Origin of the sequence: Sphingomonas sp. NBWT7 (assembly GCF_014217605.1) — a bacterium.
In the GTDB taxonomy this organism is placed as follows: Bacteria; Pseudomonadota; Alphaproteobacteria; order Sphingomonadales; family Sphingomonadaceae; genus Sphingomonas.
Window position 1 is genome coordinate 383,400 of record NZ_CP043639.1, and the last position, 18,223, is coordinate 401,622.

Annotated in this window: 19 protein-coding genes; 10 read left to right on the forward strand and 9 right to left on the reverse strand. The window is 67.1% G+C overall.

Annotated features, from left to right (window positions below; all coding sequences use genetic code 11):
- The first annotated feature begins 9 nt into the window (after positions 1 to 9).
- Entirely contained in the window at positions 10 to 1,035 is a 1,026-nt protein-coding gene (gene alr / locus F1C10_RS01855; protein ID WP_185208304.1) for an alanine racemase, read from the forward strand.
- Positions 1,036 to 1,039: 4 nt separating this feature from the next.
- Here alr and F1C10_RS01860 read toward each other — a convergent pair whose 3' ends face one another.
- Complete coding sequence (locus F1C10_RS01860) at positions 1,040 to 2,017, reverse strand: alpha/beta hydrolase (RefSeq protein ID WP_185208305.1); 978 nt, start codon at positions 2,015 to 2,017, stop codon at positions 1,040 to 1,042.
- Positions 2,018 to 2,107: 90 nt separating this feature from the next.
- Between F1C10_RS01860 and phaR the strand changes: the two genes are divergently transcribed.
- Positions 2,108 to 2,650 (forward strand): polyhydroxyalkanoate synthesis repressor PhaR, encoded by a 543-nt coding sequence (gene phaR, locus F1C10_RS01865; protein ID WP_185208307.1) that lies wholly within the window; start codon positions 2,108 to 2,110, stop codon positions 2,648 to 2,650.
- A gap of 44 nt (positions 2,651 to 2,694) precedes the next feature.
- Here phaR and F1C10_RS01870 read toward each other — a convergent pair whose 3' ends face one another.
- The gene (locus tag F1C10_RS01870; protein WP_185208309.1) at positions 2,695 to 3,498 is read right to left on the reverse strand and encodes a class I SAM-dependent methyltransferase; all 804 of its coding nucleotides are present in this window, start codon (positions 3,496 to 3,498) and stop codon (positions 2,695 to 2,697) included.
- A gap of 68 nt (positions 3,499 to 3,566) precedes the next feature.
- Between F1C10_RS01870 and F1C10_RS01875 the strand changes: the two genes are divergently transcribed.
- Positions 3,567 to 3,758 (forward strand): hypothetical protein, encoded by a 192-nt coding sequence (locus F1C10_RS01875; RefSeq protein WP_185208311.1) that lies wholly within the window; start codon positions 3,567 to 3,569, stop codon positions 3,756 to 3,758.
- Here the strand turns inward: F1C10_RS01875 and F1C10_RS01880 are convergent, their stop codons facing one another.
- The 3 genes from F1C10_RS01880 to ada form a co-directional block, all read right to left on the reverse strand.
- A complete protein-coding gene (locus F1C10_RS01880; RefSeq protein ID WP_258043018.1) occupies positions 3,759 to 4,925 on the reverse strand; it encodes an aspartyl protease family protein in 1,167 nt (388 codons plus the stop codon).
- 104 nt (positions 4,926 to 5,029) lie between these two features.
- Positions 5,030 to 6,547 carry a CpaF family protein gene (locus F1C10_RS01885; RefSeq protein ID WP_185208313.1) on the reverse strand — a complete coding sequence of 506 codons (1,518 nt, stop codon included), beginning with the start codon at positions 6,545 to 6,547 and terminating at the stop codon, positions 5,030 to 5,032.
- Between the two features lie 68 nt (positions 6,548 to 6,615).
- Positions 6,616 to 7,656 carry a bifunctional DNA-binding transcriptional regulator/O6-methylguanine-DNA methyltransferase Ada gene (gene ada, locus F1C10_RS01890; protein ID WP_185208315.1) on the reverse strand — a complete coding sequence of 347 codons (1,041 nt, stop codon included), beginning with the start codon at positions 7,654 to 7,656 and terminating at the stop codon, positions 6,616 to 6,618.
- Between the two features lie 169 nt (positions 7,657 to 7,825).
- On the opposite strand from ada, the gene F1C10_RS01895 reads away from it, so the two are divergent.
- Positions 7,826 to 8,605 (forward strand): enoyl-CoA hydratase, encoded by a 780-nt coding sequence (locus F1C10_RS01895; RefSeq protein WP_185208317.1) that lies wholly within the window; start codon positions 7,826 to 7,828, stop codon positions 8,603 to 8,605.
- A gap of 64 nt (positions 8,606 to 8,669) precedes the next feature.
- Here the strand turns inward: F1C10_RS01895 and F1C10_RS01900 are convergent, their stop codons facing one another.
- A complete protein-coding gene (locus F1C10_RS01900; RefSeq protein WP_185208319.1) occupies positions 8,670 to 9,377 on the reverse strand; it encodes a dienelactone hydrolase family protein in 708 nt (235 codons plus the stop codon).
- 157 nt (positions 9,378 to 9,534) lie between these two features.
- Between F1C10_RS01900 and F1C10_RS01905 the strand changes: the two genes are divergently transcribed.
- The 6 genes from F1C10_RS01905 (at position 9,535) to F1C10_RS01930 (ending at position 15,175) form a co-directional block, all read left to right on the forward strand.
- Positions 9,535 to 10,086 (forward strand): F0F1 ATP synthase subunit delta, encoded by a 552-nt coding sequence (locus F1C10_RS01905; protein WP_374939376.1) that lies wholly within the window; start codon positions 9,535 to 9,537, stop codon positions 10,084 to 10,086.
- Positions 10,087 to 10,117: 31 nt separating this feature from the next.
- A complete protein-coding gene (atpA, locus tag F1C10_RS01910; RefSeq protein ID WP_185208322.1) occupies positions 10,118 to 11,647 on the forward strand; it encodes a F0F1 ATP synthase subunit alpha in 1,530 nt (509 codons plus the stop codon).
- 110 nt (positions 11,648 to 11,757) lie between these two features.
- Positions 11,758 to 12,639 carry a F0F1 ATP synthase subunit gamma gene (locus tag F1C10_RS01915; protein ID WP_185208324.1) on the forward strand — a complete coding sequence of 294 codons (882 nt, stop codon included), beginning with the start codon at positions 11,758 to 11,760 and terminating at the stop codon, positions 12,637 to 12,639.
- Positions 12,636 to 13,247: a hypothetical protein gene (locus F1C10_RS01920; RefSeq protein WP_185208326.1), complete on the forward strand. Its 612-nt coding sequence runs from the start codon at positions 12,636 to 12,638 to the stop codon at positions 13,245 to 13,247. Before F1C10_RS01915 ends, F1C10_RS01920 begins: the two co-directional genes overlap by 4 nt.
- 67 nt (positions 13,248 to 13,314) lie before the next feature.
- The gene (gene atpD / locus F1C10_RS01925; protein WP_185208328.1) at positions 13,315 to 14,790 is read left to right on the forward strand and encodes a F0F1 ATP synthase subunit beta; all 1,476 of its coding nucleotides are present in this window, start codon (positions 13,315 to 13,317) and stop codon (positions 14,788 to 14,790) included.
- Positions 14,791 to 14,923: 133 nt separating this feature from the next.
- Positions 14,924 to 15,175: an ATP synthase F1 subunit epsilon gene (locus F1C10_RS01930; protein WP_185208330.1), complete on the forward strand. Its 252-nt coding sequence runs from the start codon at positions 14,924 to 14,926 to the stop codon at positions 15,173 to 15,175.
- Positions 15,176 to 15,211: 36 nt separating this feature from the next.
- On the opposite strand, the gene F1C10_RS01935 is transcribed toward F1C10_RS01930, so the two are convergent.
- The 3 genes from F1C10_RS01935 to F1C10_RS01945 all read right to left on the reverse strand — a co-directional run bounded on the left by F1C10_RS01935 (position 15,212) and on the right by F1C10_RS01945 (position 18,121).
- Positions 15,212 to 15,766, reverse strand: a complete 555-nt coding sequence (locus tag F1C10_RS01935) for a type I-E CRISPR-associated protein Cas5/CasD (RefSeq protein ID WP_185208332.1) — start codon at positions 15,764 to 15,766, stop codon at positions 15,212 to 15,214.
- A 322-nt stretch (positions 15,767 to 16,088) separates the two neighbouring features.
- Positions 16,089 to 17,288 carry a cystathionine beta-lyase gene (gene metC, locus F1C10_RS01940; protein WP_185208334.1) on the reverse strand — a complete coding sequence of 400 codons (1,200 nt, stop codon included), beginning with the start codon at positions 17,286 to 17,288 and terminating at the stop codon, positions 16,089 to 16,091.
- Entirely contained in the window at positions 17,285 to 18,121 is an 837-nt protein-coding gene (locus tag F1C10_RS01945) for a sulfurtransferase (RefSeq protein ID WP_185208335.1), read from the reverse strand. Before F1C10_RS01945 ends, metC begins: the two co-directional genes overlap by 4 nt.
- Between the last annotated feature and the right edge of the window lie 102 nt (positions 18,122 to 18,223).

The window sequence follows — 18,223 nt, forward strand, 5'->3', positions numbered from 1 at the left end:
GCGCCGCGGATGACTGCGCCCAGCCGCCTTCGGCTCGATCGAGCCGCACTCGTCGACAATTGGCGTACGCTGGCGCGCATGAGCGGCACGGCGGCATGCGGCGCGGCGGTGAAGGCCGACGGCTACGGCCTGGGTGCGCGCGTCGTCGTGACGCATCTTGCCGCCGCCGGTTGCCGCGACTTCTTCGTTGCCACCTGGGCCGAGGCAGCGGCGCTCGGCGAGCTCGATGTGCCGCTGAGCGTGCTCCACGGCGTTCGTGCCGAGGACTTGGAGCAGGCGCTGCTCGGTCGCGCGCGGCCGGTGCTCAATACCGCGGCACAAGTGCGGCGCTGGCGTGAAGCGGGGGGCGGGGCGTGCGACGTGATGGTCGACACCGGCATGAATCGGCTCGGCATCTCTCCCGCGGACGTTCACGCCGGGCTGCTCGACGGGCTGACGATCGACACGCTGATGAGCCACCTTGCCTGCGCCGATGAGGACGTGCCGATGAACGTGCAGCAGCGCCAGGCGCTCGCCGGGCTGGCTGGGCGGACGGCGGCGCAGCGGCTAAGCCTCGCCAACTCCGCCGGGATCGCGCTTGGCAACGATTACGCGTTCGATCTCACGCGGCCTGGACTCGCGCTCTACGGCGGCGTTCCGCGCGGCGAGTTCGCCGCGGTCATCCGGCCCGTCGTGACGATCGAGGCGCAGGTGCTGCAAGTGCGCCGCGTGCCGGCTGGCGCACCCGTCGGCTACAACGCCACCTGGACCGCGCGCCGCGACAGCGAGGTGGCGATCGTTAACCTCGGCTATGCGGACGGGTACCGCCGTGCGCTGTCGGATCGTGGCACGGCGTTCGTCGGTGGCAGCGCAGTGCCGGTGATCGGCCGGGTCTCGATGGACCTTACGGCGCTGGACGTGACCGATCGGCCGGTTGGCGAAGGTGAGTGGGTTGGGTTCGACACCGATCTGGCGCGGGTGTCGGCCGCATCGGGCGTGTCGCAGTACGAGCTGCTCACTGGCCTCGGCGCTCGTTTCGAGCGCTGCTGGACCTGATCGTTCACCCCACGCTGCGCAGCCAGTCGCGCAGCGGTTCCCACAGCTGCTGCTTGGCACGACTGCCGACGACCATGCCGACGTGTCCCGCGCCCAGATCACGTCGGTCGGCTAATCCGATTGCGCTGGTAGCGGGTACGATGCGATCGTTGAGCGAGACGAACTCCGCAGCGGGGCAACGGAGCGTGAGCGGATCGACGGGCGCGCCGGCGACGCGCCATTCGCCGCGCCCCGTCACGTCGCGGGCGAGGAAGTCCTCGAACAGTTCGGCGCCCGCGGCATAGGTCAGCGGCGCGCCGGCGTTGGCCCAATCCTCCATTGCAACGAACATCGTCGCCTCCGCATCGGGCATTGAAGCGAACGCCTCGTACTTCGCGATCGTGCGCGCCGGATCGAGCCTCCAGAAGCCGGTCTGCAGCACTTCCATCGGGACGAGGCCGAGCGACGCGCATCCCGGCTGCGCGGATAACCACAGCGCCGCAATGTCCCGTCGCGCCGCTTCGCTATAGCCGGCGAAGCGCCAGGGGGAGGCGATCGTCGCGACGCCGGCCACCGGCCCAACCGCAGCCGCCGCGAGGCTCATCGTCCCGCCGAGGCAATAGCCGACCAGGATCGGCGGCTGGGCGAAGCGGCGGATCATCGGTAGCAGCAGCCGCTCGACGTGGCCGCCGACGCCCATCGCGTGCTCATCGGCGGACGGCGTTCCCCAGTCGACCATCCACGTGCGAAACCCCTGCGTCGCGATCCACCGCAACAGGGAGCGTCCGTCGATGAGATCGAGGATGTGCGGCGGATTGATCAGCGAGGGGACGAAGACCACCGGCCGCCCATCACCACCGTAATCGCGCAGCCGCGTTCGGCCCTGCTGCCGCCTCGCCGACGCCAAGCGACGCGGAGTTCGGCGATATGCCTGATAGCGCCGGAGGCCAGCCAATGCCGCGGCTCGACGTGACGGCGATGTTGCGGTTTCGCTGCGCAACATGTCGAGGAATAGCGGCAGCGGGCGTGGTCCGTGTTGCAGCGCCGCATGCGATGCTATAGCCCCGTCGTCATTCACGGGTGGGGCCTTGCGATGAAGAAGCAGCACGACGGATCCGGGGCGGTCATCATCAAGAAATACGCCAATCGGCGGCTCTACAACACCGAAAGTTCGTCCTACATCACGCTCGACTATCTTGCGGCGATGACGCGCGAGGGGCGTGAGTTCAAAGTCGTCGACGCCAAGACCGACGACGACATCACGCATAACGTGCTGACGCAGATCATCATGGAGGAGGAAGGCCGCGGCGCGACACCGATGCTGCCGGTCAATTTCCTGCGCCAGCTGATCTCGATGTACGGCGATTCGATGCAGGCGATGGTGCCGGGTTATCTCGAAGCGTCGATGGACAGTTTTCGCCGCAACCAGGCGCAATTCAAGTCGGCGGTCGAGGGTGCGTTCGCGGGTTCGCCGTTCGCCGAGATGGCGAAGCGCAACATGGCGATGTTCGAGGCTGCGACGAGCGCGTTCAAGCCGAAGGCCGCAGCGCCGGTAAGCGCGACCAAGGACGACGAGATCGCCGCGCTCAAGGCCGAACTCGCCAAGCTGCAGGACAAGGTCGACAAGCTCGGCTGACGCGCCCGCCCGGCGATAGTGCCGGGCGGCGGTTCGTCACGCCGTCACTTCGGCTTGACGAACTTCAGCGTGAAACGATCGCTCTCGCCGATTGCGGCGTATTTCGCGCGATCGACGTCTTTCAGCGCGAAGGTCGGCGGCAGCGTCCATACGCCGCCGGGGTGATCGTGCGTGTCCTTGGGGTTGGCGTTGATCTGGCTCTCACCGGCAAGCTTGAACCCCGCGGCCTCGGCCAGACGCACCACTGTCGAGCGCTTGATATAGCCGCTCTTCTTCTCGAGCGCGGTGTCCATCGTTTCGGGCAGGCGGTGATCGACGATGCCGAGCACGCCGCCCGGCTTCAGCGCGGCGTAGAAGGCCGCAAATGTGCCCGGCGCGGCGGCCGGATTGTCGTTCATCAGCAAATTGTGGACGTTGCGGAACGTCAGCACGACGTCGGCGCTGCCGGCAGGCACCGTGCTGGCGCCGGTCGCTGGATCGATCGTCGCCACAGCCGTCGGGCCGAACCAGGCCTGCTTGCCCGCGAGCATCGTCTTCGTTCGATCGGCCGCGTTGCTCGGCACCAGCGCGACATAGCGGCCCTTGTCCTTGACCATCGGCGCCAGGATCTCGGTGTACCAACCGCCGCCGGGGACGAATTCCACCACGGTGTCGCCCGGTTTGACGCCGAAGAAGGCGAGCGTTTCGGCGGGGTGGCGATAGACGTCGCGCGCGCGGTTGGCGGCGCTGCGCTGCGGGTCCTTGAGCGCCGCGGCGACGGCACCGCTTGGCGCCTTTGGTGCGGCCGGAGCGGCACCCAGCGCGGCGGCGCTGGCGAGGAGGACGGTCGCAATGGCGGCGTGGCGCATTATCTCTCTCCGGTTCGTCGTGCGCCGCGTTTGAGCGGCGCGATGGCACGGGGTGTGGAGGCAAGTCGATGGCGACGCAAGCGGTGCTGCTGGGGGCGGCGGGATCGTGTACGGCTGCGGCGCTGCTCGCGGCGTGGCGCGATCGCCGCCGCACGCGCCGTCACGATCCGGATGCGGTTGGGATCGTCGATTGGCGCACGGTACAGCTGGCGGCGATCGGCGGCGCGCTTGTGCTGATCGTCCTCGCGATCAAGCAATAGTTAGTAGAAGCGCCGCAGCGTCAGCCGTCGCTGCGTGCCGTCGCACAGCCCGAGCGTGACGACACGGCCCGGCGCGCCGGCGGACCAGGTGGCTAAGCTGCTACTGCCGTAGTTGGCGGGGATCGGCTGGCCGTCGATCGTGCAGACCGTCTCACCCTCCTTCCATCCCGCCGCCGCCGCTGGGCCGCCGCGCATCACGTGAAGGATGCGCAGCCGATCGGTGTCGACGCCGACCAGCAGCCCGCTGGTCGATCTGACGGGTGGCTGATCGGCAGTCGGGCCCGGGCTCAGCACCATCCGGCCGGCGGTGGGATCGAGCAGGACGCGATAGTTCTGCAGAAACCCCGAGCCGATCCGCCCCGCGACCTCGATCGATTCGGAGAAACCGCCGGCCGGCTCGACGCGCACCTCGACCGAGCGTGCCGTCAACTGGCCGAGCGTCAGCGCCGGGACGATGCCGATCGTGCTCGTCACGGCGCCCGCCAGCCCGAAGGAGATCGCCGTTGTCGTCGGTGTCGTCGTCAGCCCCGCAGCCTTCCACCCGCCGCTGGTGACGGTGATCGATGATCCGTCGCCGGTATCGACCACCATCGGCCGCAGCCGCGCGGCGCCGAGCGTGACTTCGCTGACGTAGACCAGCCGATCGCGCGAGATCGCGAGCGGCGCGGTACGCCCGTTGAACGGCATCCGGCCGCTCGGCAGCAGGCGAAAACGCCTGTTGGCGTAATCGATGTCGAGCGCATAGGCGCCGGTCAGATCGCGCCCGACGAGAAGGTCGACCGCCTTGGCGCTACCGGTAGCGAGCGCCGGCAGCGTCGCGACGGTCAGCCCGCCACCGCGCCGCGTGACACCGCCGAGCGTCACCGTGCGCGTGCTGGCCCAGCCGATATCGACCAGACCACCGATCGCGGTCGCGCTGCCACCCGGACGGACCGGCATCGCCGCGGCCGTCGCAAAGCGGCGCGACAGCACCGAATAGCTGACGCCGGTATCGAGGATCGCGGTGGCGGGGCGGCCGTCGATCGCCATGGTGAAGCGCAACTGGTTGCCCGGCGTCAGATCGAACGGCACCCAGCGCGTCTCCGCATCCGTCGCTAGGATCGCGGTTCCAGCCGGCTGGGCGGCAGGCAGCGCGAGCGCCGACAGGAGCATGGGAAGGAGAAACACGTGCCCGCTTACCGGCTGTCGCGCAGATCCGCCATCACTGCGTTGGGCGGGCCCGCCCGCGGCTGCACCGGTGCCCGATCAGCGCTTAAGGTCAAGCGTGACGATTACAGGCACGCCTCAAGGAACGCCTGGTCGAACCCGAACTGCTTGGCCTTGTCGATCGAATAGGGCCTGAGGCCCATCGCGCGATACTCGCCGATGATCTTGCCGTCGGCGCTCTCGTCGAGATACTCGAACTTGAACAGCTCCTGCGTGACGATCACGGGCCCTTCCATGCCGATCACTTCGGTGACGTTGGTGACGCGGCGCGAGCCGTCGCGCAGGCGCTTCACCTGAATGATCATGTCGACCGAATCAGCGATCTGGCGGCTGATCGCTTCCTTGGGCACCTTGATGTCCGACATCATCACCATGTTCTCCATACGCGCCAGCGCCTCGCGAGGGGAGTTGGAGTGGAGCGTGCACATCGAGCCGTCGTGGCCGGTGTTCATCGCCGAGAGCATGTCGAAACACTCGGATCCACGGATTTCGCCCAGGATGATGCGATCGGGGCGCATACGCAGCGCGTTCTTGACGAGATCGCGGATCGAGATTTCGCCCTGACCCTCGAGGTTGGCGGGGCGGGTTTCGAGCGGCAGCCAGTGCGGCTGCTGCAGACGAAGCTCGGCCGCGTCCTCGATCGTCAGCACGCGCTCGCCCGGATCGATCATTTTCGACAGCGCATTGAGCATCGTCGTCTTGCCCGAGCCAGTGCCGCCCGAGATGACGATGTTGAAGCGGCAGGCACCGGCGATCTTGAGCGCGGTCGCCATCTTGGGCGACATCGAGCCAAAACCCGCCATCATGTCGAGCGTGATCGGCTTGGCGGAGAATTTACGGATCGAGATGGCGGTGCCGCGAAGCGAGAGCGGCGGGACGATCACGTTGACGCGGCTGCCGTCTTTGAGGCGGGCGTCGGCGAGCGGCGTCGTCTGGTCGACGCGGCGGCCGACCGAATTGCAGATGCGCTGCGCGATCTGGAACAGATGCTCCTCGTCGCGGAACTGGATCTGCGCAAGCTGGAGCTTGCCCTTCTTTTCGATGAAGGTTTGCTCGGGCCCGTTGACCATGATGTCCGAGATTTCGGGATCGGCGAGCAGCTCCTCGAGCGGCCCCAATCCGAGCAGCTCGTCGACCAGCACCTTTTCCAGCGCGAACTGCTCGCGGCGGTTGAGCGTCAGCTTCAGCTCGGCGAGCACCTCGCCGATGATCGGGCGGAACTCCTCGGCGAGCTCGTCCTTGCCGAGCGTCGCCGCGGCTTCCGGGTCGACGCGCTCCAGCAGGCGCGGCAGCACCTGTTCCTTGATCTTGTGGATCGACGCCTCGAACCCCTCGACGCGACTGTTGCCTGCCTCGCCCGATGATGCCTGACGGTCGGCGAGCCGCTGCATCGCGTCGATCTGACCAACAGGAATCAAGCCGGCATCGGGCGCGGCGATCTCGCCGGGAAGCGCGAGCGTATCGATCGGCGGGAACTGCTCGCCGCCCTCCGGCCGCCCGGTGCCGCCCTGCATCGGGCGTGCAACGCCGAAGCCGGGGCGTGCGCCCGCTGTGATCCCGTTACGACGCCCGAATGCGCTCACGATCGTTCTTCCCCAATGGTCGATCGGGCACGCTAAGCTGCACCTTTTGCGAATTGCTTAACCGGCGATCAATTGCCTTTTCGCTCGGTCTCGCGATCGAGCAGCGCCCGCTTGCGCTCGGCGCCGTAGGCGTAACCGCCGATGCCGCCGTCGCTGCGCGTCACGCGGTGGCAGGGGATCAACAGCGGCACGTGATTCGCGCCGCACGCGCTGCCGGCCGCACGCACCGCCCCCGGATGACCGGCGAGCGCCGCGAGCTCGGCGTAGCTGCGCGTCTCGCCCGGCGGGATCGTGCGCAGCGCCTGCCACACCGCTTCCTGAAAGGCGGTGCCGCGTACGTCCAGTGGCAGATCGTGATGCCGCGCCGGCGATTCGACAAGCGCGACGACCTCGCTCGCCAGCTCCTGCAGCGCGACGTCGTCGGCGACGATCCGGGCGGCGGGGAAGCGCTGCGCCAGGGCGGCGCCGTCCTCGTCGAAGGCGATGCGGCAGATGCCGCGCGCGGTCGCGGCGATCAGCAGCGGGCCGAGATCGGTCGGGACGATCGTCCAACGCATCGTCGTTCCTGCGCCCCCGCGCGACCAGACACGCGGCGCCATGCCGAGCCGGACGGCGCCGTCGGCGTAGAAGCGGCTCGGCGCCGAATAGCCCGCGGCATAAACCGCGTCGGTTACCGTGCCGCCGTCAGCCAGGACTCGCGCGGCGCGAGCGGCCTTGATCCCGCGCGCGTAGCTTGCCGGCGTCACGCCCGTTGCTTGCTTGAACAGGCGATGGAAATGGTGCGGGGCGTAGCCGACGTGGCGCGCGATCGCATCGAGCGCCGGGGCGGTTTCGGCGGTGTCGATCAGCGTGATCGCGGCGGCGACCGCCACCGTGTCACGCGCCGTCTCGTCCGGTCGGCAGCGCAGGCAGGCGCGGTAGCCCGCCGCGCGCGCCGCCGTCGGATCGGGGTAGAACGCCATGTTCTCGCGCCGCGGGCGCCGCGCCGGACAGCTCGGCTTGCAGTAGATCCCCGTCGTCCGCACCGCGCCGACGAAAGTGCCGTCGGCGCTGCGATCGCGGGCTTCGAACGCGGCCCGGGCGGTATCTGGATCGATGCTGTCGCTCATTGCCGCCATCTTAGCGGGTATCCGCGCGCGGGCATCCCGATCTTTGCGCTCAAACCACAGCGATCGAAGATCGAGCCGACGTGTCGCGGCTAGGAGGATGCCGGGGAATGCGCCAAACACGCCGCGCAATCACTGGCCGCGGAACGGCCGGGCGAAACGGGAGAGACCAATGGCTGACCTGGTATTGATGGAGAAGGCGGACGGCGTCGCGACGGTGACGCTGAACCGCCCCGAGGCGATGAACGCCTTGTCGAAGGCGCTACGCACACGACTCTATGAAGTGATGTCGCAGATCGATGGCGACGACAGCGTTCGTGCAGTGGTGCTGACGGGGGCGGGGACGCGCGCCTTCACCGCCGGGCTCGATCTTAAGGAGCTCGGCTCGCAGCCCGGCGCGCTCGGCTCCGCCAATGCGACCGGAGCGGACGAGAATCCGGTCAAGGCGATCGAATTGTGCAGCAAGCCGGTGATCGGCGCGATCAACGGCGTCGCCATCACCGGCGGGTTCGAGGTCGCGCTCGCCTGCGACATCCTGATCGCGAGCGAGAACGCCCGCTTCGCCGATACACACGCGCGCGTCGGCGTGATGCCGGGGTGGGGATTGAGCCAGAAGCTGTCGCGGCTGATCGGCATTTCGCGCGCCAAGGAACTGTCGCTCAGTGGCAATTTCCTCGATGCGGCGACGGCCGAACGCTGGGGTCTCGTCAATCGTGTAGTGCCTGCGGACGCGCTGCTCTCGACGGCGCAGCAGCTGGCGGCGGACATCGCCTCCGCCGACGCCGGCTTCATCACCGCTTACAAGAGACTGATCGACGACGGGTTCGCCCGGCCGTTCGGCGAGGCGATGGCGCTGGAGCACGAACGCTCGTCAGCGGCGAATCGCGCGGTGACCCCGGAAGCGGTTGAGGCGCGCCGCGCGGGGGTGCAGGCGCGGGGACGGGCGCAGTGATCCTCTACTAGGCAAGCATACGCGAATGGCTGGCCGGTGATCGCTCAGCGCACCGGCCGCCCGATCAGCTGCCGTTGGCGCGGAACAGCGCCAGCGTCCGCTCGCGCGCCAGATCGGCCGACGGCTCGTGATAGTCCTTGCGACGATCCGAGTTGAAGCCGTGGCCTGCCTCGTAAACATAAATCTCGGCGAGCGGGAAATCCTTGGCGATCACCGCCTCGACGCCCTCCATCGGAATGCCGTGGTCGAAGCGACCGAAATGGGCGATGACGGGCACGCGCGGCGCGGCTTCGGCGGCGATCTGCGGCACCATGCTGCCGTAATAGGCCGACGCGGCGGCGACGCGGTCGAGCTTGGTGGCAGCCGCCCAAGCGAGCGACCCGCCGTAGCAATAGCCGATGACGAAGACAGGGCCTTCAGCGGCCAGCGCATCGATGCAGGTCTGCGTATCTGCAACCGACAGATCGAACGGGTGGAGCTTGCGCGCCAGTTCCACCGCACGCTCGAAATCCGGACCGGTATAGCTCGCCTCGAATCCGGGATGCTCGCGATCGAACAGCGCGGGCGACAATACCTCATAGCCCTCACTCGCGAAATCGTCCGCCATCTCGCGGATGTGATCGGTGACGCCGAAAATTTCCTGCAGCAGCACGACGCCGCCGCGCCGCTCGCCGTTCGGCTTGGCGTGATAGACCGCGATCTCGGCGCCGTCGCGCATCGTCATGCGGATCGTCTCGCCCGCCTGTGCCGCGTTGTTTTCGTTCCCGTTCATCGTCACCCCTCCGTCACTATTGTTGCATCCCGGCTACCCCTTTGCTACGCGCCCGCCAACCCAAGCGTCGGCGCCGATCGTGCGCCGTGTTTTCGCATGGGGGTCACACTTTTGTGAGAACGGGGATTCGACTCGCGTGGATGGTTCCAGCGGTACTTTGGGTGGCAGCGTCCAGGCGAGCCTTGGCGGTCGGTACGCGACCGCGCTGTTCGACCTGGCGGAACAGGGCCGGACGATCGACACGGTCGAGGCTAGCCTCGCCAAGGTGCGCGCGGCGCTCGACCAGTCGGACGATTTCAAGGCGCTGACGACCTCTCCGGTCGTCGCGCGCGACGCCGCCGGCAAGGCGGTGCTGTCGACCGCGGACGAGCTCGGCGTCGACCAGACGACGCGCAACTTCCTCGGCGTGCTCGCGCAGAACCGCCGCCTTGCCGAACTACCCGCGATCATCCGCGCGTTCCGCCAGCTCGCGGCGCGGCATCGCGGCGAAGTCACTGCCGAGGTTACCAGCGCGCACGCGCTGACCGACGAGCAGATCGACGAGCTGAAGCAGCAGCTGCGCCGCCGCGTGGGGCGCGAGGTTTCGGTCGATCTGTCGATCGATCCGGCGCTGCTCGGTGGATTGGTCGTGCGCATCGGCTCGCAGATGATCGACTCCTCGATCCGTACCCGCTTGAATGCGCTCGCCAGCGCGATGACGAAAGGCTGACGGCTGACGCCGTCGGGAAGGGCTAAGAGCAATGGATATTCGCGCCGCAGAAATCTCCAAGGTGATCAAGGATCAGATCGCCAATTTCGGCACCGAGGCCCAGGTCAGCGAGACCGGCCAGGTGCTCAGCGTCGGTGACGGCATCGCGCGCATCTACGGGCTCGACAACGTCCAGGCGGGCGAGATGGTCGAGTTCTCGAACGGCGTGCAGGGCATGGCGCTCAACCTCGAGGCCGATAACGTCGGCGTCGTGATCTTCGGCTCGGACGCCGAAATCAAGGAAGGCGACACCGTCAAGCGTACCGGCACGATCGTGGACGTGCCGGTCGGCAAGGGCCTGCTCGGCCGCGTGGTCGATGGCCTCGGCAACCCGATCGACGGCAAGGGCCCGATCGTGTCGACCGAGCGTCGCCGCGTCGAGGTGAAGGCACCGGGCATCATCCCGCGCAAGTCGGTGCACGAGCCGGTGCAGACGGGCCTGAAGGCGATTGACGCGCTGGTGCCGGTCGGCCGTGGCCAGCGCGAGCTGATCATCGGTGACCGTCAGACCGGCAAGTCGGCGATCGCAATCGACACGTTCATCAACCAGAAGTCGGTCAATGCCGGCGACGATGAATCGAAGAAGCTTTACTGCGTCTATGTGGCGGTCGGCCAGAAGCGCTCGACGGTGGCGCAGCTCGTCCGCACGCTGACCGAAAACGGCGCGATGGATTATTCCATCGTCGTCGCCGCGACCGCGTCCGATCCGGCGCCGCTGCAGTTCCTCGCGCCCTACACCGGGACCGCGATGGGCGAGTATTTCCGCGACAATGCGATGCACGCGGTGATCGTGTTCGACGATCTGTCGAAGCAGGCGGTGGCCTATCGCCAGATGTCGCTGCTGCTGCGCCGCCCGCCGGGCCGTGAGGCGTATCCGGGCGACGTCTTCTATCTTCACTCACGCCTGCTGGAGCGCGCGGCGAAGATGAACGACGCCAACGGCAACGGCTCGCTGACGGCACTGCCGATCATCGAGACGCAGGCGGGCGACGTGTCAGCGTACATCCCGACCAACGTTATCTCGATCACCGACGGCCAGATCTTCCTCGAAACCGATCTGTTCTTCGCCGGCATCCGCCCGGCGATCAACGTCGGCCTCTCGGTAAGCCGCGTGGGTTCGTCGGCGCAGACCAAGGCGATGAAGAAGGTGTCGGGCTCGATCAAGCTCGAGCTGGCTCAGTATCGCGAGATGGCGGCGTTCGCGCAGTTCGGCTCGGACCTCGACGCCTCAACGCAGAAGCTGCTGAACCGCGGCGCACGCCTGACCGAGCTGCTGAAGCAGCCGCAGTTCTCGCCGCTGCCGTTCGAGGAGCAGACGGTGTCGATCTTCGCCGGGACCAACGGCTATCTCGACAACGTGCCTGTGCAGGACGTGGTCCGCTACGAGGCGGCGATGCTCGCGTTCATGCGCGACCAGCATGGCGACACGCTGGCGAAGATCCGCGACAGCCGCGACCTGGGCGACGACGCCAAGGCGGGTGTGAAGAGCGCGCTCGACGCGTTCGCGAAGACCTTCGCCTGATTTGATCGACCGTCGTCACCCCGGGCGCGGCCCGGGGTCCCGCTCCTGACGACGGAACATAGGCAGCGGGACGCCGGGCGAAGGCTCGGGGTGACGACAAGAGGATACGAATGGCAAGCCTCAAGGCCCTCAAGATCCGCATCGGCTCGGTGAAGTCGACGCAGAAGATCACCAAGGCGATGAAGATGGTCGCCGCGGCCAAGCTGCGCCGTGCGCAGGAGGCGGCAGTTGCCGGCCGTCCGTATGCCGAGCGGCTGGAAGCGGTGATGGCGAGCCTCGCGTCGAAGGTCGGCGTGACGGAGGGCAGCTCGCCGCTGCTCGCCGGCACCGGCCGCGATCAGGTGCATCTGCTCGTCGTCGTCACGTCCGAACGCGGCCTTGCAGGCGCGTTCAACACCAACATCGTGCGTGCGGCGCGCAAGAAGGCGGAAGAGCTCGAAGCCGCGGGCAAGACGGTGCGCTTCTACCTCGCCGGCAAGAAGGGCCGCGTGCTGCGCCGGTTCTATCCCGATGCGATCGCCGCCGATCATGAGCTTGGCCAGCACAAGGTGCTCGGGTTCGATCAGGCGCGCGAAGTGGCGGACGATCTGATCGCCAGCTACCTGCGCGGCGAATTCGACGTGGCGCACCTGTTCTACGCCAAGTTCCAGTCGGCACTGGTGCAGATCCCGACCGGCCAGCAGATCATCCCAGTCTCGGTGCCGACCGCGACGGTCGATGCGCCGAACGACGGCGGCGCCGCGGTCGAGTATGAACCTGACGAGGAGGCGATCCTCGCCGACCTGCTGCCGCGCAACGTCGCGATCCAGATCTTCCGCGCGATGCTGGAAAATGCCGCGTCCGAGCAGGGTAGCCGCATGACCGCGATGGACAATGCGACGCGCAACGCCGGCGACATGATCAAGAAGCTGTCGATCCAGTATAATCGCGCGCGGCAGGCGGCGATTACGACCGAGCTGGTCGAGATCATTTCGGGCGCCGAGGCACTGTGATTCGCGCGGGCATCCTGTTGTCGGCGGCGCTTGCCGCGGCGGGATGCAGCGGTGCGCCCGGCGCGGGCGAGCAGGCGGCAACGGACAAGGCCGCGGGCAAGACTGCATTCGTGTCCCCCAATCTGGCCGGCGGCACGTGGAGCGGCGTGTTCGCGAACCCGCAGAAGTCGATCGATAACTTCAGCCGAATTGGCCTGCGACCGGGTCCGTACGAGCAGAAGGGCGATGAGTGGCGTTCGGACGCACTGCCGACCGCGCTGACCGATCCTTCTGCCCCCGATCCGGTTATGGCGCATTTTTCCGCGGCTGGCGACAAGGGGTCGCTCGAGCGCGTCGCCTTCGTGCTCGTCGAGCCGGCGCGATCGAACGATCAGCAGGCGCGCGATCAGTTCGACGCGTGGATGAAGCAGGCGCTCGCGCAACTCGGCGTCACCGGCGGCGACACCGCAATTGAAGCGATCCACGGGCGCAAGCGGCCGACAGGATCGCTGAAAGCCGGCGCGAACTATGCCGTGCAGCGCGAGACGACCCCGCGTGAGCGTCGCCTGACGGTGACGTTCTCGCGCGCCAAGCCTATATTGAATGGTACCGAGCCGGCGACGGGCTGACACCCGGCGGACCGACGACCAAGACACCCCCTGCATTCGCAGGTACGACGAAGAAGGTAGAAGCAAGATGGCCACCGTTCTCGAAGAGCGCCCGACCATTTCGGGCAGCAACAAAGTCGGCCGTATCAGCCAAGTGATCGGCGCCGTGGTCGACGTGACGTTCGAGCAGGACCACCTGCCGGCGATCCTGTCGGCCCTGGAAACGAGCAACAACGGCCAGCGGCTGGTGCTCGAGGTTGCGCAGCACCTAGGCGAAAACACCGTCCGCACGATCGCGATGGACTCGACCGAGGGCCTGACCCGCGGCCAGAACGTGACCGATACCGGCGCGCAGATCACCGTGCCGGTCGGCCCGGCGACGCTCGGCCGCATCCTCAACGTCATCGGCGAGCCGATCGACGAGCGTGGCCCGGTCAACTCGGCCCACCACGCGCCGATCCACGCGTCGGCGCCGCTGTTCGTCGACCAGTCGACCGAGAGCTCGATCCTCGTCACCGGCATCAAGGTGATCGACCTGCTCGCGCCCTACGCAAAGGGCGGCAAGATCGGACTGTTCGGCGGAGCCGGCGTCGGCAAGACGGTGCTCATCCAGGAACTGATCAACAACATCGCCAAGGGCCACGGCGGCACGTCGGTGTTCGCGGGCGTGGGTGAGCGCACCCGCGAGGGCAACGACCTCTACCACGAGTTCCTCGACGCGGGCGTCATCGCCAAGGACGCCGACGGCAACCCGCAGACCGAGGGGTCGAAGGTGGCGCTGGTGTTCGGCCAGATGAACGAGCCGCCGGGCGCGCGTGCGCGTGTGGCGCTGTCGGGCCTGACGATCGCCGAATATTTCCGCGACGTCGAAGGGCAGGACGTGCTGTTCTTCGTCGACAACATCTTCCGCTTCACCCAGGCGGGCGCAGAAGTGTCGGCACTGCTCGGCCGTATTCCGTCGGCCGTGGGCTACCAGCCGACGCTGTCCACCGACATGGGCGCGCTGCAGGAGCGCATCACCTCGACCAATAAGGGTTCGATCACCTCGGTGCAGGCGGTGTACGTGCCTGCGGACGATCTGACCGACCCGGCGCCGGCGACGTCGTTCGCCCACTTGGACGCGACGACCGTGCTCAACCGCGCGATCTCCGAACTCGGCATCTATCCGGCGGTCGATCCGCTCGATTCGACCAGCCGCGTGCTCGAGCCGCGCGTCGTCGGCCAGGAGCATTACGAGACAGCGCGCGCCGTGCAGACGATCCTGCAGAAGTACAAGTCGCTGCAGGACATCATTGCGATCCTCGGGATGGACGAGCTGTCCGAAGAAGATAAGCTGACCGTCAGCCGTGCGCGCAAGATCCAGAAGTTCCTGTCGCAGCCGTTCCACGTTGCGGAGGTCTTCACCGGCATCGACGGCAAGTTCGTGCAGATCGAGGACACGGTCCGCTCGTTCAAGGCGGTGGTGAACGGCGAGTACGATCACCTGCCAGAGGCGGCCTTCTACATGGTCGGCGGCATCGACGACGTCGTCGCCAAGGCCGAGAAGCTGGCGCAGGACGCCTGAGCCTGCTTTGCGATCCCCGGAGCGATAGGCGTCTGGGGATTGTCGGCTGGCGGGATCGGGCCTTTGGCTTCAACCCCGCCGCCACAAGTCCTTTCCCGCCCTTCGCCCCGGCGTTGGGAAGCGAGATACAGACATGCTGCACTTCGAACTCGTCACGCCCGAACGCCTCGTCCGCAGCGAGGAGGTGTACATGGTGACCGTCCCCGGGACCGAGGGTGATTTCGGCGTTCTAGAGGGCCATGCGCCGCTGATGTCGACGATCCGCGATGGCGACCTGCTGATCCAGCGCACTGCTGGCGGCGCGGCGGAGACGATCGCGATCCGCGGCGGGTTCGCCGAGGTGAATGCGCGGGGGCTGACCGTGCTGGCCGAGCACGCCGCCTAATTCCGACACCAGCTTCATCTGGCTGCAGCTTGCGGCTTAGCTGACCAGTTCGAGCGGTTGGCTTTGGTCGAGATCGATCAGACCGTCGATCATCTCTGCGCGAAAATAGCGCGCACGTGATCGACCGCGGCCGTCAAGATCATGGATCATCCAGCCGAGGTCGATTTTTCCTGTTCCGCCGTAGGCGGTTCGGGGCGGAACGCTGCTGTCTACCATCGATACGTCAGCCTTGAAGTCTGTGAGGCCTAGATGCGCGCGACCGTCGCTTCGCGTAGCGATGACGTCCTCCCCGACCGCCGAATCGAGTTCGGCATCGAGCGTATAGGCGACGTCGCGTAGCACCAAGGCACGCTTCTGCCCGCGTGCCGTCTGCATCGTCAGCCATTCGAATGCGATTGGACGCTGTACCCAGAGGCGGCGAACGATCCACTGCGTATCCGGGCGCGTGCTGATCGCCGATAGAAGGCGCGTCGCAGCCAAGGGCGAGATGACGTCGTAGCTTATGAGATCGTCGACGAACTCCGGCCGCCGGAAGCAGGCATGCATACCACGCAGCTCGATGCGGACAGAGGTTGCTCGCGTTTTGTTCACGTGGCGTTCTTACCGCCGATTGCGGATGTTCCGGGCTGGGTTTGCGCCGTTTTTTGGAGATGTCTATCCCGGTGCGGGGGCGCGTCTGACGTATGGCTTTCCGGTGCACTTACGCACTTGGAGGACTTGCCTGATGACCATCACCGTTTCCGCGACGATCAGCGCCAAGAACACCAGCGTATCGGTGCGTGTACAGTTTCCGCGGCGCCCCGCGACCGTCTCCGCGCCACGACCGTCTAGTTGACGGATGCGGCGTCCGGCTCGGGCGGTGGCCCGCGGTAGCTAATCGTTCCATCCGGTCATGCAGATAACCGCAACGCGGCTACCGTCCCAGCGCGTCCCTATATCGGGCGAGCCCGCGCGCGAGATCGGCGATCAGATCGTCCGGATCCTCGAGGCCGATTTGGAGTCGTACGATCGGACCCGCGAAGCGCGGCGTAGTGGCCGTGCGATAGCGCTGGGGATCGACGGGTAGCGCCAGGCTCTCGAACCCCCCCCACGAGTAACCGATGCCGAAATGCTCGAGCCCGTCGATCAGCGCAGCGCGCGCCGCCTCGGTGCCGCCGTCGAGCACGAACGAGAAGAGGCCGCTCGATCCTGTGAAGTCCCGTCGGAAGATGTCGTGGGCTGGTGACGAGGCAAGGGCGGGGTGCAGGACCTGTGCGACCTCCGGCTGCTCATCCAGCCACTCCGCGATGCGTAGCGCGCTCGACTGGTGCTGCGCCATTCGCACCGCCATCGTGCGGAGCCCGCGCGACGCGAGCCACGCGTCGTCGGGGCTGGCGACTTGCCCCAGTTGAAAGCTGGTATCGCGGAGCTTGCGCCAGTGCGACGGCGCGGCAGTGACGCTGCCCAACATCACGTCGGAATGGCCGACGACATATTTGGTGCAGGCGAGGATCGACAGGTCGACACCGTGGCGGAGCGCGCGGAAGTTGAGCGGAGTCGCCCAGGTATTGTCGAGCAGCGTGGTGATGCCGCGCGCTTTTGCCGCAGCCACGATCGCTGGCACGTCCTGTACTTCGAAGGTTAGGCTGCCCGGGCTCTCCATGAAGATGGCGCGCGTGCGCTCGCCGATCAGGCCGGCGATGCCGCCGCCGATCAAAGGATCGTAGTAGCGCGTCGTGATACCGAAGCGCCGCAGCAGGCCGTCCGCCATCGCCCGCGTCGGATCGTAGGCGGTATCGGCGAGCAGCAGCTCGTCACCGGGCGACAGCACAGACAGCAGCGCCGCCGCGATCGCTGCGACGCCCGACGGATATAGAAATGTCGCTTCCGCTCCCGGCTCTAGCTCGGTCAGCGCATCGGCAAGGCTCCACTGCGTGGGGCTGCCGCGTCGGCCGTAGAACAGGCGGTGGTGCGTATCACGGCCGCCCCCGGCGCGCAGCTCGGCGACCGAGCCGTAGAGATGCGTCGAGGCGCGCCACACCGGTGGATTGACGATGCCCTGCGTCCATTCGGCACGTCGCCCAGCGGCGACGACACGCGTGGCATCGCGGATCGGCCGATCGTCGTCGCTCAAGCGCCCGTCTCCTTCGGGGTCGTCGGATCGCTACCCCATTCGGCCCAGCTTCCGTCGTAAATTGGTACGCCGCGACCGAGGAGATGCGCGGCGAAGGCGATTACCGCCGCGGTCACACCCGAACCGCAGGTTGCGATCATGGGCCGATCGAGGTCGATCCCGACATCGGCAAACAGTGCGCGAAGGTCATCAACAGATTTCCACGTGCCGTTGGGCTTGAAGAAGGCGGCGTAGTGAAGGTTGATCGCACCGGGCATATGGCCGGGTACCACGCGGGGTCTTGGCTCCGCCTCGGTACCGGCGAAGCGGGCGGGCGAGCGGGCATCGACGATCTGCGTATGGCGCTCCGCCTGCGCCGCCTTCATCGTCGCCAGGTCGACGATACCGTTGCCGCGCGCACGAACGGTGACGTGCCGCGGCTTCGGACCGGATGTGTCCTGCGCGATCGGCCGACCCTCCGCACGCCATTTTGCAAGGCCGCCGTCGAGCAGCGCCACGTCGTTCATTCTGAAGCTGCGCAGCATCGCCCAGCCGCGCGCCGCGCTATGGTGAGGCGCGTTATCGTATAGGATGATCCGGGTTCCATCGCCGAGGCCGAGTTTCGCCATCCGGCTCGCGAATTTCTCCGCCGGCGGCAGCATCATCGGCAGATCCGATGCCGTATCCGCCAGATCGGCGAGGTCGAGAAATACCGCACCAGGAATATGCGCGTGCTCGAACTCGGCCCGGGGATCGCGCGCCTCCGTGGGCAGGAACCAACTGGTGTCGGCGATGCGGATGTCGCGCGCGTCGAGCGTGTCGGCGAGCCACTGGGTGGAGACGAGCGGAGTCATCACGCATCAATAGCCGCCATCGTGGCCACGATTGAACCCCTGTCATAGTGAGAGCGATAGCTGGCAGGCGACATGGTGGCGCGGAGCGTTCGCGCCGCCTAT

What these genes read in the sequence shown, in the direction of transcription:
- alr (WP_185208304.1), top strand. Translation starts at nt 10, where the DNA reads ATGACTGCGCCCAGCCGCCTTCGGCTCGATCGAGCCGCACTCGTCGAC.
- F1C10_RS01860 (WP_185208305.1), bottom strand. Translation starts at nt 2,017, where the DNA reads ATGTTGCGCAGCGAAACCGCAACATCGCCGTCACGTCGAGCCGCGGCA.
- phaR (WP_185208307.1), top strand. Translation starts at nt 2,108, where the DNA reads ATGAAGAAGCAGCACGACGGATCCGGGGCGGTCATCATCAAGAAATAC.
- F1C10_RS01870 (WP_185208309.1), bottom strand. Translation starts at nt 3,498, where the DNA reads ATGCGCCACGCCGCCATTGCGACCGTCCTCCTCGCCAGCGCCGCCGCG.
- F1C10_RS01875 (WP_185208311.1), top strand. Translation starts at nt 3,567, where the DNA reads ATGGCGACGCAAGCGGTGCTGCTGGGGGCGGCGGGATCGTGTACGGCT.
- ada (WP_185208315.1), bottom strand. Translation starts at nt 7,656, where the DNA reads ATGAGCGACAGCATCGATCCAGATACCGCCCGGGCCGCGTTCGAAGCC.
- F1C10_RS01895 (WP_185208317.1), top strand. Translation starts at nt 7,826, where the DNA reads ATGGCTGACCTGGTATTGATGGAGAAGGCGGACGGCGTCGCGACGGTG.
- F1C10_RS01900 (WP_185208319.1), bottom strand. Translation starts at nt 9,377, where the DNA reads ATGAACGGGAACGAAAACAACGCGGCACAGGCGGGCGAGACGATCCGC.
- atpA (WP_185208322.1), top strand. Translation starts at nt 10,118, where the DNA reads ATGGATATTCGCGCCGCAGAAATCTCCAAGGTGATCAAGGATCAGATC.
- F1C10_RS01915 (WP_185208324.1), top strand. Translation starts at nt 11,758, where the DNA reads ATGGCAAGCCTCAAGGCCCTCAAGATCCGCATCGGCTCGGTGAAGTCG.
- atpD (WP_185208328.1), top strand. Translation starts at nt 13,315, where the DNA reads ATGGCCACCGTTCTCGAAGAGCGCCCGACCATTTCGGGCAGCAACAAA.
- F1C10_RS01930 (WP_185208330.1), top strand. Translation starts at nt 14,924, where the DNA reads ATGCTGCACTTCGAACTCGTCACGCCCGAACGCCTCGTCCGCAGCGAG.
- F1C10_RS01945 (WP_185208335.1), bottom strand. Translation starts at nt 18,121, where the DNA reads ATGACTCCGCTCGTCTCCACCCAGTGGCTCGCCGACACGCTCGACGCG.